Raw genomic sequence first — 15,548 nt, forward strand, 5'->3', positions numbered from 1 at the left:
TGGGATCCGTGGACGAGGCGGAGGTGCGCAACCAGATCGGCGGCACTGTGATGGGTGCGGTGGTGCAGGCGGGCACGATCGACCAAGTGATGCTGTATCAGCAACCGCAGGTGGACGTGGTACCAGTACCACGGCAACTGCCCGCGGTGGTGCGGGATTTCGCCGGTCGTGACACAGAGCTTGCTGCCCTGGACGGGATTCTGTCACCCGATGGAGTCGTCGTGGAGTCGATGGTGGTGGCGGTGGATGGTACCGCCGGGGTGGGGAAGACGTCGTTGGTGGTGTGGTGGGCGCGCCGTGTGGAGCAGCGGTTTCCCGACGGCACGTTGTTCGTGAATTTGCGTGGGTACGGGCCGAGTGCGCCGGTCGAGGCGGGTCTGGTGCTCGCGTCGTTCCTTCAGGCGCTTGGGATTGCCGAGGACCGGGTGCCGGCTGATCCGGACGTACAAGGCGCGTTGTACCGGTCGTTGTTGGCGGGTCGGCGGGTGTTGGTCGTGCTGGACAATGCCGCTTCTGCCGAGCAGGTCCGTCTCCTGTTGCCCGCTACGGCGGGGTGTGCGGTGATAGTGACGAGTCGGGCGGTGTTGACCGGACTGGTGGTCATCGACTCCGCGCGTCGTCTACCGCTGGATCTGTTTAGGCCCGAGGAGGCGGTCAGGTTGGCCACGCGGGTGATTGGCCCGGATCGTGTGGCTGCGGAGCCCGCTGCGGTGGTGGAGTTGGTGCGGTTGTGCGCGCGGTTGCCGTTGGCGGTGCGGGTGGCCGCATCCCGGGTCGCTGCCCGCCCGCACACCGCGGTCGCCGACGTCGTCGCCGACCTGGTCGATGAGCACGAGGGGTTGGATGCCTTGAGCGCGACAGGGGACGACCGTAGTGCGGTGCGGACCGTGTTCGACTGGTCCTATACCCGGCTGTCCGCCGAGCACGCGCGGACCTTCCGTCGCCTCGGCCTGCATCCGGGTGCCGAGTTCGGTGTGCATGCCGTCGCCGCGCTCACCGGTCTGGACCGCAAGACCGCGTCGCGGCACCTGGAGGTCCTGGCCGATCTGCACCTAGTCGAGCCGGTCGCGCGCGGGCGGTACCGGCTGCACGATCTGCTGCACGCCTATGCCGCCGACCGTGCCCGCGTGGATGACTCCGCCGAGGACCGCGCAGAGGCGGTGACCGCTGTGGTGGGCTGGTACGCGCGGACCGCGCTCGAGGCGGACCGTTGGATATTCGCCGCCCACCCGTCCCCGGACCTCGGCCTCGCCCATGCTCCAGAGCCGATGGGGTTGGCCGACCGGGGACAGGCGTTGACCTGGCTGATCGCGGAGCACATCACACTGGAGGCCGTCCAACAGCAGGCAGGCGGGCACGGTGCGCACCGGGAAATGATGGCCGTGGCCCTGGCGATGCGGTTCCTGGTGTTCCGGTCCCGCGCCCTGTGGCCAGCGCGGAGGCGGGCAGAGTCACGCGGCATCGACGCGGCCCGTGCCTGCGGTGACCGGCAGGTCGAGGCGGTGCTGCTGCTACGACGGGGCGACACCCTGCAGAAAATGGGGGAATGGGACGCCTCCGACACCGATCTGCACACGGCCCTGGTACTCACCAAGGAACTCGAAGACCAGGCACTGTACGGCAGGGTGTTGGCATGCCTCGGACATAATCGGGTGCTGCAAGAGCGGTTCGCCGATGCCGAACCGTACTACCGGCGGGCACTGCCGCTGGTGCGCGGCCTGTCCAGTATCTACTTCGAGGCGAATGCGCACGGCAACCTGGCCCTGATCACCACCCGACTCGGGCGCCACCGGGAGGCGCTCGACCACGCCGAGCGGGAACTGGTGTTGCGCCGAACGATCGGTGTGGCCGAAGGCATCGCCTATGCCCTGCACAACGTCGCGGCAGCGCGCCAAGGACTCGGGCAACACCGGGCCGCGATCGACCTGTGTCAGCAGGCGCTGGCCCTGTTCCGTACCGAAGCCGGTGGCGAACGGTACGTGGCCATCACACTCGACACCCTGGCGACATCCCTTCAGCGGGTCGGCGAACACGATAGCGCCGCACGGTGCCTGGCCGAGGCCGTCACAATTCTCACCGACCTCGACGATCCGCACGCCGACATGCTGCGCGGGCGGCTGTCCCAGGAAGGGCAGCCGCCCACCGACCCCCATGCCTGACCCATTTCCACACTAGGTCGTCAAGAATGCGAACCGCAGGTGGGACACAGCGGACTCGGCGCGTTCAGCCCGATCACCCTGGACTGGAGCGTGACGAGGTTGTACCCGTACTGACAGTCGGTCCGCAGCGCGGGCACACCGGTGATCAGGCTCATCACAGCGTGCACGGTCATGCTTCCCGCGATGGTGGCGGTGATCGCGTTGACCGCCTGCGGCGCCACCGCTCTCAACCCGATCCCCGGAGACCACTCGGTCCGCGGCGGCAGAGCCGCCTGCCGTGCGCCCTGTTCGGCGTAGAGGCAGTCGTAACAGGGGCCGCCTCCGCCGGGCCGGTAGAGGCCCATGCTGACCTGCGGTCCGTCGTAGCCGCCGTGCACCCACGCCGTCCCGGTCTCCCTGCACGCCAGATTGGTCCACGACCTGATCCGCTCGGCGGGCTTGTCCGCCGCCAGCAACAGCACGTCGAACCGCGCCGCCAACCCCCGCAAGACAGCCGGGCCGTCGACCACGAGCCGTTCACCGGTGACCTGCACGTCCCGGTTGTGGGCACGCAGCCGCCGCACCGCCGCCTCCACCTTCACCCGGCCCACGTCGTGCTCGGTGAACAACAGTTGCCGGTTCAGGTTCGACAGCTCCACCACGTCCGGCTCGACACAGTGCACATACCCGACCCCGGAGGCCACCAAAGCCCAGGCGGCGACACCGCCCACACCGCCGATGCCGACCACCACCACCCGCGCCTGCCGCAACAGCAGTTGCACATCCCAGCTCGTCCGGCGTGGGGTGCGGTCCATCCACCGCCACAACCCACGCCCGCGCCCATACCGCTCCCGCTCCGTCGCCGACAACCCCTCCGGCACCGGCTCAGTGGCATCCTCGACATAACCCTCGCCGATTAGGTCCCCGATCGCCGCGCGTACATCAACCTCCGGCCGATCCGGAAAGGCGTGGACCAGGTCGGCGACCACCTGGTCCATCGTCCGCGTCCCGTCGAGGGTCTCCAGCAACGCCCACACCCACCCATCCGGGTCCACCACAGCGGCCTCGATCCCACGGACCGCGCCGATTCGGATACGACCGTCGCCGAGACGAACAGGCCGGTGCTCCCACTTGATCCTCGGGCGAAACATCATAACCCTCCCCATCAACTAAGACTCAGACCCGGTGCTGAACGTCATCTCCTCATCAACCTTGAGGAACTCGATCACCGTTGCCACCTCCCTTCCTATGTCGGGGAGTCGACGCCAGCGTGGGCGGCGGCCGTAGTCGCCGGGCCCAGGCAGTACGGCCCGGTCGGGTCGTCCGGGTCCGGCAGGTGGTGGCCGTTGGCGCTCATCGCGGTTCGCCTCCATTCCGTCCTTCCCAGGTCGGGAGGACGGGGCAAGCATCTCCGGTGGGACCGGACAGGAACCGGGACGCAAACCCGGACAACGGTCCGACACCGTGTCCGCCGATCGGGTGAAATTGTTGTCCGGTGGACCGATCGGGTGGAGCGCGAAGCGTTTATAGATCGTCGGCCAGGGCGGAAAGTCCGCGGGCAGGGCCCACCACTTGATACCGTTGTCGACGACGTAGAGGATCGCGTCCACGATCAGGCGGCGACAGTGCGAGCGTTATTCAGAACCTCTGGGCTGGGCTGACAGCGCAACAGCCCTGCCTGGGTAGAGTCGGTTTCCTCTCACAGAAACGACCACCACAGGACAGGACTGTTGCGCTACCACTCTACGACCGGCCTGGGCCACGTCCGGATCCGGGAGCTGGTCCGCCGTATCGACCAACTCCAGTCACCTGCGACACCGCAGGTCGGACGGCCTCCGGCCCTGGGTCTGCACCGCTGCGTGCTGCTTACCCTGGTCCTGCTGCGCCACAACCTGCCCCAGGCCCTGGCCGCCGACCTGTTCGGCATCTCCCAACCGACGGTGTCCCGGATCTTCCGGCGTGTCGCACCCCTGATCGACCAGGTCACCTGCCCCCCCACACCCCACCATTGCCCGAAGCCCTGCACGGCCGGGTGGTGATCGTGGACGGCACCCTGGTCCCCACCGGCAACCGTGCTGGCCACCGCAAAGCCAGCCACAACGGCAAACGCCACAAAGCCGGACTCGGCCTGCAGGTCCTGGCCTGCCTGGACGGCACCCTGCTCCACGTCGCCGACCCCGTCGAGGGCCGCACCTACGACAGCAACGCCTTCGCCCTCACCGGCCTGGCCGATCTCCTGACCGCCACCCCCGTGCTCGGCGACCTGGGCTACCAGGGCACGATTGCGATCCGGCTCCGACGCAAACGCCCAGACCACACCGACCACACGCCTGAAGATAAGACCTGGAACCGCAACATCACCCAGCTCCGCTGGACCGTCGAACAGGCCATCGCCCACCTCAAGAACTGGAAGATGCTCGCCACCGGCTACCGCGCCCGCCTGACCGAACTACCAGCCGTCATCCGCATCGTCACCAGCCTGGAGTACTACCGACTCGGCTGGTGATACTTCTGAATAATGCTCTGCTTCTCCCACCGCTCGCCACAGCCAGCCAGACACGCCGGATCGGGCAACAGAGGGTCGAGTTCGGCCCACTGGCGTCGGTGACGTCGGTGGGATACCGCCTGATTCGTCGAGTGGGTCGGTGGGAAGCGGTCAGGCGACAACAGGGGGCACCCACGGTGGACCCGTCCGCAGGGATCGGCCATGATAACAACGGAACTCCTGGCAGAGCGGCGCTTCGATAACGTCCGATCTACCAGAAGTTCCTCCATTTGCGCACCAAAGGGCCTCCGCCTGCTCAAGCTCGGAAACAGCTACTTAGAGGCGGCCCAATATAGGTCGCCCGCGCAATCGATGGTCGCGTCGTTATACGTCCAGCTGCTCGCGAATGTCGTGCGGCGCCGGTGGAGCAGTCGGGTGAGACAGCATACTTCACGATCGAGTTACCGCCGCCCATGTAGAGCGTCCTACCGTCGGGTGGCAGGACTATGCCGTTGGGTTGCGACAGCGCGTCGTCGAGGGTAATCACGCCGTCGCGGACGCGAAAGACGCCGGTCCGGCCGCCCTGCTTATCGGTGCAGTTGCCGCGCTGGAAGTGGGAGGTCGGTGAAGTAGATGGTTGCTGTCCTGGCCAATGGTCAGGTCGTTAGGGGAGTTAGACGCCCGGCCCTGGAGTTCGCCGCGATACCGGCGCGGTGTGGGACGTGACCAGTGGTTTGAGCGCTGGCCCGTACGGGGTCTCGGGTCTTCCGGACGGGGAGCTGCGAGGTGCCGTCACTGGCTTCGCCTGGGTCGACGAGAACGTCGACGGCGTCGGCCAATCGTCCGAGCCGCTGTTGGTGAACATCGGGTTCCAGGTTTACAGCGGAGGTTCGTCAACAGGAGCTTCACCGACGACCAGGGGCAACTACCGGATCGCGGGCGTCCTCACAGGGCCTACCGGCTCGACCTGAACCAGGGGAAGTCTTGACTACGGGTTCATTGTGCCGGGGAGGCGATTCGGGCTTCAACCCGGTGATCGGGCGGGGCGTGGGTTCGACATCGTGCCGGGCGGTGAGGCTGGATCCTTCATGGCGGGCGTGAAGACGGCCGGGCACGACGCGGCGGTTACGGCGCTGCGGGTCCCGGAGCTCCCAGCGATCGGCAGCGAGGCGGCGGTGGAGGTCGAGCTGCGTAACGGCGACAACGTGCCCGTCCGCCTGGGCGGGGAAGTTCGCTTCCAGGACGGCTTCACCCCCATTGTCGGTCAAGGAGGTCGGGTCGGTCAGGGGTCAGACCACCACCCTTTGGTGCCGCAGGTGCCGCAGGTGCAGCCGGGCCGGTCCATCACGCTTACGATCACCGCGCGGGCGGAGCGAGCGCTGACCGCGGCCGAGGTCCGCGCCGCCACGAGGTGGACCTTCGCAGATCCGCAGTGGGAGACCGCCCTGACCAACAACGTCCTGGTGAGGTCGGTCAGCACCGCTGCGGCCAGCCCGGTAAGCACGCCGCCGCCGACCACGACGATGACCACCACTGCGGTGGACGTCGCGGCGCTCGGCACGACGACGGAGCTGGCGTCCACAGGCCCGACGCCGGGGCCGTTGCTGGTGATCGACGCCCTATTCCTACTCGCGGGTCGGTCGTCACGCGACAGGTCACCAGACGACACCCATGACGCCGCAGCGGACACTGCTACCCCGAACGGGTGAGAATCGTGTCCGCTGGCTTGTCCGCTGGCCTGTCCGCAATTATCGGACAACACTCGGATGACCCCCGGCGGTTGAACCGCCACCGATCGTTGACGGCACCTGCTCCGCAGGGGTGGTTCCGGAGTGCGGACGGGTGCGGTACTGCGGTGCTGGCTGGAGGACAGCGCGGACTTCAGAAGACTGCGCTGCCAACAGGCGCTACAGCCGGGGGCAGACGTGGAGATCCGGATACTGGGCAATGTCGAAATCCACAACGACCAGGACGTCCTCACCTTGACGAGGTCGGCAGAGCGCTGCCTGTTGGGGCTGCTGGCCGTCGATGTCGGCAGACCCATCGCCGTCACGACCCTGCTCGACCGTATCTGGGGCGAGGAAGGCCGCAGCGAGCCCAAACCAGGAACCCTGACCCGCTACGTCGGCTACATCCGCGATGCCCTGGAACGGGCGAACGGTGAGCGGAGCCAGCTTCGCCACGACTCCCGCGCCGGCGCGTACATGCTCGATGTCGACCCCGACACAGTCGACTACCACCGCTTCCTCCGCGAGACCCGCGACGCAGGCGAGCGCCGCGACCCCGAGCGGCTCTACGACGCCCTCGGGCTGTGGCGAGGGAGCCCGATGGAGAACGTGCGTCGGCGGTGGGTCGACAACTTCCGCCACCACGCCCAGGCACATCGCCGCACCGCACTCGCCCGTCTCTGGGAGCTGCTGCTCGAGCGAGGTCGGCACCACGAGATTCCACCACAGTTTGGCTCGCTGGAGACCGACATAGTTCATGACGAGAGGCTCCTGCTCCTCGGCGCGGAGGCGCTGGCTCGTACTGGGAGGCACGTCGACATCACCGCCTGGGCGGACCACATCGCTACCCGCGTGCGAGACCTCAGCGGCGGTGCCGGTCTTTCTGCCGCCACCCGGATCCGCCTGCACCACTTGGCCACCCACCCACCTGGACCCACTGCGGCGACTCCCCGTGAGGGCACACCCCCGAGCCCCGAGGGGGCGTTCGGCGACACCGGTTCTGACCACCAGGCCAGCACTGACGCTGTAGCCGCCGATTACCTCTTCGGCGATCAGCACGCTCACCACCCGATGCCCGCCCGCGCCGTCCATGGCACCGGTGTCGGGGCGCTCGTCCCTGCCCCGCACAGCTCCTCCGTCGTCTCCGGAGTGCCTCGACAGTTGCCGATCGGGCCGTTCCACTTCGTCGGGCGCGCCGCGCACCTGGCGGAATTGGATCGCCTCGCCGACCTCAGCGACCGGCAGACAACCTCGATCGTGGTGATGGCCACCGCCGGAACGGCAGGCGTCGGGAAGACCGCCCTCATTCTCCACTGGGCCCACCGATCGAAGGGCCGGTTCCCGGACGGGCACCTGTACGTCAACCTGCAGGGCTACGGTCCTGGCCCGCCGTTGCAGCCGGATCACGCTCTGGGCGCGTTCGTCCGCGCGCTGGGGGTCCCCGCCGAACAGGTGCCGATCGAACTGGAGCAGTTAGCCGCGCTGTACCGGTCCCTGCTCGACGGCCAGCGGATGCTGATCGTCCTCGACAACGCCAGCGACGCGGACCAGGTGCGCCCGCTCATCCCCGGTTCGCCGGGGCCGGTGGTGATGATCACCAGCCGCAGCAGGCTCGCTGGCCTGATTGCACGGGAGGGCGCGTACCGGATCCTCCTCGAACCCTTGTCCGTCGACGAAGCCACCGCGCTAGTGACCGAGATCGTCGGCGAGCGGGCCCGTGCGGAGGAGTCGGCGACCCGTGAACTCGTCAAGCTGTGCGATTGTCTGCCGCTCGCGTTGAGGATCGCGGCCGAGCGGGTGGCCTCCCACCCGTACGCCACATTAACCGGTCTAGTGGCCGAACTCGCCATCGAGCGGAACCGGTTGGACATCCTGAGGACCGACGACATCAGCACGCAGATGCGCACGGTCCTATCCTGGTCCTACCGGTCTCTGTCGAGGGACGCCGCGCGGGCGTTCCACCTGCTGGCCTTAAACCCCGGACCCGAGTTCGGAATCCCCGCGGCCGCGGCGCTGGTCGACGCGACCTCCGAGCAGTGCCTGCCCCTGCTGGACGCCCTGGTCAATGCGCACCTCCTCGAACAGGTCGAATGGGGCAGGTACCGGTTCCACGACCTGACCCGCACCTATGCGAACGAGTACAACGCTACGGACGGCGAAGCCCCCGAGGCGGCATTCGCGGTAAGGAGGGTGCTCCTGTGGTACCTGGCCGCCGCCGACTCCCTGCGCTCGGTCGTCATACCGCACGACATGCCCATATCACTGGCGGTACCGGACAAGCCGTCCCCGCACCTGGCGGTCGCGGGTGATGATGGCGCAATAGCGTGGTACGAGAGAGAGCTCGTCAACCTGGAGGCGGCGATCCGCGTCGCCGCGCGGTCCGGGCAGCACGACCTCGCGTGGAGGACTGCTGCGGCCCTGTGGTCCTTCTTCTACTTGCGCAAGCACTGGCCCGAGTGGATTGAGGCCTTCGAAACAGGTCTGCGGTCCGCCCGGCAGGAGCACTCGCTCACCGGGGAAGCGTGGATGCTAACGATGCTGGCGGTCGCGCACTGCGACTTGCGTAACTTCGACCAGGCTTACGAAGCCATCCGAACCGCGACCGCCCAATGGCGGTCGGCCGCGCACCGGTGGGGCGAAGGGATCTCGTACATCGTCCTCGGGGAGATCCACTACTGCGCGGGGAAGTTCTCTGAGGCGGCCGAGGCGTGTTCAAGGGCGGTGGAGCTGATTCGCGATTTCGACGATATCTGGGGCATGACCTTCGCCATCATCACGCTGGGAAACTCTTGTCGAAGGTTGCTGCGCCTCGACGAGGCCATCGTCCAGTACGAGCGCGCGTTGGCGATGGCGCGCAGCGGTGGAAATCGCTACACGGAGGCGTTCGCCCTGTTGAGCATCGGCGAGACCAAGACAAGCCTCGGCCAGTCGGAGGACGGCTTGGCGCACTTCGGACGCGCCCTGTCGATCTGGCGGGAGATCGGCAACCGCCAGGGGGAAGGACGGACGCTGTTCGCGATCGGGACGACTCACTGCGATGTCGAGGACCTCGCCGCCGCTCGGCGGAGCTGGCGCGACGCGCTGGCTGTGCTCGATGAACTCGGCGACCCGCAGGCGGCGGACGTCCGAGCCTGCCTGGACGACCTCGAACGACGTGCGGCTGGCAACACCCAAGGGGCTATCGGCACGGAGGGGCAGCCGACGGGCGCAGACCCGGGCATTGAGAGACTGTAAAACGAGCAGTTCTATCGCTGATTGCGTGATCAACGAGTTATTGAAATGAAAGTGTTCGGTTGCCTATATGTCGGCGTAGTGGACGTGCGGTGCACGGAAGTAGCCGCGGACGAGGTGCGGCTGGTTCTGGCGGCGGCGCAGGAACCGGCGGGTCTTATGGGCGAGCCGGTCGACATTGTGGGCTCGTGAGGCGTTGACGTTGCGTTTGAGGTCGGCGTTGAGCAGCTCGTCCGGGTTCAACTCCGGGCTGTAGCCGGGCATCAGGTGCAGCTCGACCCGGTCGGCGTTGGCTTCGAGCCAGGCTCGGGCGGCCTTGCCGCGGTGCACGGGGTGGCGGGCGGCGACGACGTGGACCTTCCGGTCCGCCTGGCGGGCCATGAGGTCGAGGAAGGCGGTGAACACAGCGGCGGTGAAGCGTTCGGTGAACACGGTGAACCACAACGCGTCGCGCGAGGCGACCGCTGACATGATGTTGACCCGCAGCCGCTTGCCGGTCACCCGCACGATCGGGGTCCTGCCCTTCGGCGCCCAGGACCGGCCGGGCGGGGCGGCGTCCGAGCACAGTCCGCACTGGTCGACCCACGCGATCATCGCACCCTCGGCCTTCGCGCGCCTCGATCGCCGGGTAGTCCTCATCGAGCCAGGCCCGCACCGCGGCGGGCTGCTCGTAAGCGCGTCGAGCCGGGCGCTGCGGGGCGAAGCCGTGGCGGCGCAGCCACAACCCCACGCCCTGCTCGGTCATGACCATGCCGACGACCAGCCGAATCAGCTCGACCACCGCCTGCCGGGTCCACAACGGGCCGCCGATCAACAACTCCTCGGGGCTGTAGTCGGCCATCGCCGCGAACAGCGTGCCCCGGTCCTCGGAGCTGATCAGCTCGGCGGGACCGGGCCGTCCTTTACGGGTCACCAGACCGTCACGACCCTCCTGCCGGTAAGCCCGCCACCAGGTGCCCACCGACCGCACCGAAACCCCGAACACCTCCGCCGCCTGCCGGTAGCCCTTCACCTGCCCGGACTCCAACGCCGCCACCACCCGCAGGCGCAGCACCTCCTGCTCCGCAGGCGACAACCGGTGCGCACCCTCGACCTCGACTATCCGCCCAGCCTACAGGCAACCGATCACTTTCGATTCAATAGGTCTCTGCTTCGAACAGGAGGGAAGCGTTGCAGTAAGTGTACAAAGACGACGCGCCGGGTTCGACGATCAGGCGCTGCTTGGTCGGGTGTCGGTTGGGCGATTAAGGTCGTCGAGTTGGTGTCGAACGCGTAGGGCGTCGGCGTCGCGGCCTTGTTCACGATATAGCTCTAGTGCCTCCATCCACGCCGCGTGGGCTTGGTCGTTTTGTGCAAGGGCAGTGTAAGAATGGCCCATGTGATCGACAGTGTCTGCGGCCTGGTAAGTGTTGCCAAGGGTGCGGTACAGGGTGAGGGCCTGGTGGTACTGGTCGACAGCTTGGCGGTGGTGGTCGGTGCGGTGAGCGATGAAGCCGAGACTGTTCAGGGTCTCTGCCTCTCCCTCGGTGTTGTGGTGCTGTCGGTGCAGAGCGAGGGCGGCGTGGCAGTGGTCGCGGGCGGTGTCGAAGTCGCCTACGAGCGCAGCGTGCCAGCCTACCGCGTTGAGCGCGCTGGCTTCTTGTACTGGCTGGTTGAGGGTGCGATGGAGCCCGAGTGCCTGCTGGGCGTGGTTCAGGGCCTGATTGTCGTTTCCTCGTCGTTCCCAGACGTATGCGAGCGCCTGGTGGGTGTGTGCTTGTTGAGCGAGGTCCTGGTGGCGTAGGGCCAGGGCGAGTGCCTGTTCCAGGTGTCCAGTGGCCTCGTCGTGTAAACCCAGTCGTGAGCAGGCGTTGCCGAGGTGTCGGTGGGTGCGGATGCGTGCGGTGGAGTCAGGCAGGTGTGCGGCAGCGTCCATCGCGGCCCGCCACGTGGCGAGAGCGTCGTGCAGATGCCCTCGTCGAGTATGGAAGGTTTCCAATGCCCAGGCGAGATGCCAGACGACCTGGTGGCGGCCAAGGATGGCGGCGGCGCGTTGGGCGGCCAGGAGGGTGGCGTGTTCGGCCTCCATCCAGGCCATCGCGGCTGCGGCGTCGGCCAGCGGGAACAGGTGGAGGCCGGACACGGGCGGGTCGGGGCGCAGGAGCGGGCGATGGGGGTCCAGCAGGCGGTCGGCGGCGAAAGCGGTGTGCATGTGGAAGTCCACCGCCCGCGCCAGGGCAGCCTCCCTCACACCTTCAGGCAGGGGGATGGTCGCGGCATAGTCGCGCACCAGGTCGTGCATCGCGTACCGGCCACCTGGCCGTCGTTCGACCAAGGACGCGTCCTCCAGCGCCGACAGCGTCGTGCGTGTACGAGCTGGAGGCAAGCCGGTGAGGGCGGCTGCGGCAGGCAGGCCGGTGTCGGGTCCGGGGGCGATGCCCAGCAGCCCGAATACCGTGCGCTGCTCGTCAGTGAGCTGGCGAAGGGACCAGGAGAGCACGGTAGACAGGCTGGCGGCGGGATCGTCGCCGTCCAGCATGTCCAGGCCCAGCTCGCGCAGTTCGGCGGCAACCTCGGCCAGGGGGATGTTGGGGCGGGCAGCGGCTTGGCGGGCGGTGATCGACAGGGCCAGCGGGTAACCCTCACAAAGCTCGACCAGGTGGTCGATCGCGTCGGGCTCGGTCTCGACGCGGTCGACACCGAGGCGTGCGGTCAGCAGGGCGTGGGCCTCACCGCGGGTGAGAGTGTCCAGGGTCAGTTGGCGGGCGCCGTACCGGTCGATCATGGAGGCTAGCCTGTGCCGGGTGGTGACCAGCACCGTGCAGGTCGAATTGCCCGGTAGCAGGGGGACGACCTGGGCGGTAGTGGCGGCATTGTCCAGCACGATGAGGAGCCGTTTGTCCGCGACCAAGCTCCGGTACAGGGCGGCTTGGGCGTCCAGCTCGGTCGGAATGCGATCCGGCTCGACGCCGAGGGCATCGAGGAAGCCCCGGATTACGACTGTGGGGCTGAGAGGGGCACTGTGCGGACTGAACCCGTGGAGATCCACGTACAGCTGCCCATCGGGGAACCTGTTGAGGTGTCGGTGCGCCCAGGACAGGGCCAACCAGGTCTTACCGATACCGCCTGCACCGCCGATGGAGCTGATCATGGCCGCCTCGCCAGCCTCGTCGAGGATTCTGTCCAGATACGCCAACTCGGTCGCTCGCCCGACCATGACCCCTGGTGGGGCGGGCAGTTGACGCGGTACGACCTCTCTGCGGGCGCGGGGCGGTGTGAAGTCCGGTGGGCGGGGCCGCAGCGTGACCGTAACCACGTCCTGGTTGTAGTGCACGGTAGGTGGTTGTGATTGCGCCTGGGTGCAGTCGCGAAGGCTGGTGGGGATGCCGCTGCCCTCGCCTTCCACCATGCGAATCCACGACAGCACATGGGCGAGGCGGAAGTTGCGTTTGATCGACTGCCCGTTCAGGTCCGCCAGGCTCAGCTCGACGCCGTCCATGATCTCCCGTCCCGGCCAGGAACCAGGGCTGCTGATTTCTAGACGGTCATGGAAGATCCGGACGTGCACGCAGGTGTCGCTCTTACCGTAGTCGCGGTGCACGAGGGCATTAGCGATGATTTCCCGCACGGCGATCATGGGGTAGTCGTGCATGTCGACCGAGCGCGCTTGGGCCGCGCTCGGGTGTTCGCCGCGACGTGCGTGCCGGGCGACGAAGTCTCGTGCCAAGGTGATCTGCTCGATTACGGTGCCCTCAAAGGTCTCGGTGTCGCGCAGTGCCGAACGGTCCGGGCCGTAGTAGTGCACGCACTTGACCACCGCTGCGGGGAACAGCGCCGTCGGGTTCCGACCGAACAGCAGCACCCCGGTCGCGGTCAGCACGTCGTTCACGACCAGTCCGGCGCGTTCGAGGAACTTCCAGGGTTCCAACGCGCCGGGATGCCGTGCCGCGACCTCTGGCCGCAGCTGGTCCCGAAACCGCCGCACCGTGTCGAGGTCGAGGTCGGTGCGGCTGCTCGGGGCGTCCATGCGTTCACCGAGCCACTCGATTCGGGCTGGTAATGGCTGTGTAGCTGGGGGGAAGTGCTTGGCGAGCGCGGTGAGCAGGTCGCGCACGGCGGCGGCCGGGTCGTCGCAGTAGCGCGCCACCTTCGCGCGCAGCGCCAACTGCTCGACGAACGCTTGGCTTTCCATCTGCACGACGAACACCTGGGTCCGCCCGCCGGAGTGTCCCGCGTTGACGATTTGGTGCGCCCAAGCGCTGCCGGAAGCTCTTGCGGTCGCGCACAGCACGATCGGAGCGCCGCCCGCCACTGCCCGCATCGCCGAACCGATCAGCGACTCGCCGATGACGATGGTGCCGTTATGGGTTACGTCGTACCCGGCGTCGCGCAGCGGTTGCGCCAACAACTCGGCCTGCGACTCCTCGCCTTCGGCGTGAACGACGTATACTGGCTGGCGATCCAAGTGGTCACCGCATAGCCATGCACAAGGCGTCCACGCCACCTGCCCAGTCGATGGTGAGATCGGCGTACTTGACGTCGGCCAGGATCGCTGGTGGTGTGCCACCAGTCAATCGGACGGGCAGGATGCGGATACCGGCGCCATCGAGCTGGCGGGCCAAAGCCGACATCCATTCCCGCTTCATCCGTAGACTCGTCGAGTCATCTGCCGAGTAACAGAGGACCAGATAGGCAGATATCGCAAGACCTTTGTCCACTTTTTCGATGATCGAGTCACCAAGGTTGATCTCCCGACTGTCGAGCCAGACCTTGTGTCCACGTCTCCGCAAGTTGGTCGCCAACCGTTCGGCGGCGGGCGCGTCGGCTTGAAGGTAACTGATAAAGACCGTGGCAATTTCTGCTTTTTCTGTTCGTCGACCGGTCGCTAAGGCGTTGTCGACGACCCGCTTTGCCGTCGAATTCGTCGTAGGCGGCACCTGTGCACCAGTATCTCGAAATAGGTAGCCGTTACGTGTGGTTGCGGCCTCGGTCAAGCCGTGTACCCCGTCGACTGCCGGTGACCCCTTCCTCTGCATATTGTGGACACTGTCCATTTCGTTTGGCTTGACCACACTCACGTCTGCGCTATCCCGCCAGGTGTCGGCGTGACCAGCACCGGTGAATTGGCCTGCGAGGGTCACTTTGTTACTGTCGCCATGCTGATTGATAGGGGCGAGCGCTTCATGGTTCGGCAGGTAAGGCGCGTCGGGTAGGGCGATCCACGCTGTGTCGCGGACCTCCTTAACCTCCACCGACACCGGTCGGAACGTACTGGGGTCGAGGACGGCGGATTGGCGGACGACCTCGTCGAAGATCAAGCGGGACACAATCATCGCGAGCAGGCCGGGTGAGCCAGTCAGCGCCCTCTTCACTGGGATGGCGTCGAGGAGTCGGAAGGCGGTGGTTAGGGCGGTAGAGGTGGCGCCATGCTCGTCGAAGGCAACTTCCCCGGCGTGCACGGCTAAGCGCAGCCGGGTGCGTCCGGCTTCATGAGTGGTCTGGTTGTATGCGCGGAGTGCCCGCACCAGCGCGTCCGGCAGCACCTCCAACAGCGGCGCCTTTGGATACTCCGGCGGGACCAGTACGAACACGCTGTCGCCCCGGTCTTCATGGTGACACGCTTCCCAGGTGATGCCAGCCGTCTCCAGGGCGCCCGTCAGAACTCCGTACATGCCTTCCCGAGTACGGAGCTGATGGGGCAATGTCCGGCGCGCATCACCGAAGCCCTCGACATCTACCATCACCATTGTGCGATGGAACGCCTGACCAGCACCCGCCATCCAGCCCTCCGGGGAGCTCTACGGTGTCCTGACGAGTCCAGGTTCTACCTGTTGGCAGGTCAGAGTTGTGCGTCAAGTGACGGATAGTTCACCCGATTGAACAGATAATCCACTCTGATGGCGTAGCTCTGTTAGTAGCCGTTTCCGAGCTTGGGCAGGTGACGGCTCTTTGGTGCGCAGACGAGGGAACTCCTGGTAGATCGGACGT

Annotated in this window: 9 protein-coding genes and 3 pseudogenes; 5 read left to right on the plus strand and 7 right to left on the minus strand. The window is 66.9% G+C overall.

Annotation, left to right across the window (positions count from 1 at the left end; genetic code table 11):
- The first annotated feature begins 8 nt into the window (after positions 1 to 8).
- On the plus strand, positions 9 to 2,159 hold the full coding sequence (locus tag ACFP3R_RS35985) for an ATP-binding protein (protein WP_380643200.1): 2,151 nt from the start codon (positions 9 to 11) through the stop codon (positions 2,157 to 2,159).
- Between the two features lie 20 nt (positions 2,160 to 2,179).
- Here the strand turns inward: ACFP3R_RS35985 and ACFP3R_RS35990 are convergent, their stop codons facing one another.
- Complete coding sequence (locus ACFP3R_RS35990) at positions 2,180 to 3,304, minus strand: ThiF family adenylyltransferase (protein ID WP_380643202.1); 1,125 nt, start codon at positions 3,302 to 3,304, stop codon at positions 2,180 to 2,182.
- 360 nt (positions 3,305 to 3,664) lie between these two features.
- A pseudogene (locus ACFP3R_RS35995) lies at positions 3,665 to 3,766 on the minus strand (transposase); the annotation flags it as partial.
- A 231-nt stretch (positions 3,767 to 3,997) separates the two neighbouring features.
- Here ACFP3R_RS35995 and ACFP3R_RS36000 point away from each other — a divergent pair.
- The 4 genes from ACFP3R_RS36000 (at position 3,998) to ACFP3R_RS36015 (ending at position 9,584) form a co-directional block, all read left to right on the plus strand.
- On the plus strand, positions 3,998 to 4,177 hold the full coding sequence (locus ACFP3R_RS36000; RefSeq protein WP_380643204.1) for a helix-turn-helix domain-containing protein: 180 nt from the start codon (positions 3,998 to 4,000) through the stop codon (positions 4,175 to 4,177).
- A 2-nt stretch (positions 4,178 to 4,179) separates the two neighbouring features.
- Complete coding sequence (locus ACFP3R_RS36005) at positions 4,180 to 4,644, plus strand: transposase family protein (RefSeq protein ID WP_380643206.1); 465 nt, start codon at positions 4,180 to 4,182, stop codon at positions 4,642 to 4,644.
- Positions 4,645 to 5,711: 1,067 nt separating this feature from the next.
- Entirely contained in the window at positions 5,712 to 6,332 is a 621-nt protein-coding gene (locus ACFP3R_RS36010) for a hypothetical protein (protein WP_380643208.1), read from the plus strand.
- A 216-nt stretch (positions 6,333 to 6,548) separates the two neighbouring features.
- Positions 6,549 to 9,584, plus strand: coding sequence for an AfsR/SARP family transcriptional regulator (locus tag ACFP3R_RS36015; protein WP_380643210.1), 3,036 nt, complete (start codon positions 6,549 to 6,551; stop codon positions 9,582 to 9,584).
- Positions 9,585 to 9,647: 63 nt separating this feature from the next.
- Here the strand turns inward: ACFP3R_RS36015 and ACFP3R_RS36020 are convergent, their stop codons facing one another.
- From ACFP3R_RS36020 to ACFP3R_RS36040, 5 genes and pseudogenes are all read right to left on the minus strand, one after another.
- The gene (locus ACFP3R_RS36020; RefSeq protein WP_380643212.1) at positions 9,648 to 10,220 is read right to left on the minus strand and encodes an IS630 family transposase; all 573 of its coding nucleotides are present in this window, start codon (positions 10,218 to 10,220) and stop codon (positions 9,648 to 9,650) included.
- A 55-nt stretch (positions 10,221 to 10,275) separates the two neighbouring features.
- Positions 10,276 to 10,332: pseudogene (locus ACFP3R_RS36025) on the minus strand (hypothetical protein); the annotation flags it as partial.
- 123 nt (positions 10,333 to 10,455) lie between these two features.
- Positions 10,456 to 10,635, minus strand: a pseudogene (locus ACFP3R_RS36030) (helix-turn-helix domain-containing protein); the annotation flags it as partial.
- Between the two features lie 156 nt (positions 10,636 to 10,791).
- Positions 10,792 to 14,025 carry an ATP-binding protein gene (locus tag ACFP3R_RS36035; protein WP_380643214.1) on the minus strand — a complete coding sequence of 1,078 codons (3,234 nt, stop codon included), beginning with the start codon at positions 14,023 to 14,025 and terminating at the stop codon, positions 10,792 to 10,794.
- Positions 14,026 to 14,029: 4 nt separating this feature from the next.
- Positions 14,030 to 15,307: a toll/interleukin-1 receptor domain-containing protein gene (locus ACFP3R_RS36040; RefSeq protein WP_380643216.1), complete on the minus strand. Its 1,278-nt coding sequence runs from the start codon at positions 15,305 to 15,307 to the stop codon at positions 14,030 to 14,032.
- Between the last annotated feature and the right edge of the window lie 241 nt (positions 15,308 to 15,548).

The organism is Saccharothrix lopnurensis (assembly GCF_042658445.1).
In the GTDB taxonomy this organism is placed as follows: domain Bacteria; phylum Actinomycetota; class Actinomycetes; order Mycobacteriales; family Pseudonocardiaceae; genus Actinosynnema; species Actinosynnema lopnurensis.

Excerpts from the sequence above, each read along its gene's own strand:
- ACFP3R_RS36040 (WP_380643216.1), bottom strand. The coding sequence starts at position 15,307 with ATGGTGATGGTAGATGTCGAGGGCTTCGGTGATGCGCGCCGGACATTG.
- ACFP3R_RS36010 (WP_380643208.1), top strand. The coding sequence starts at position 5,712 with ATGGCGGGCGTGAAGACGGCCGGGCACGACGCGGCGGTTACGGCGCTG.
- ACFP3R_RS36020 (WP_380643212.1), bottom strand. The coding sequence starts at position 10,220 with ATGAGGACTACCCGGCGATCGAGGCGCGCGAAGGCCGAGGGTGCGATG.
- ACFP3R_RS35990 (WP_380643202.1), bottom strand. The coding sequence starts at position 3,304 with ATGGGGAGGGTTATGATGTTTCGCCCGAGGATCAAGTGGGAGCACCGG.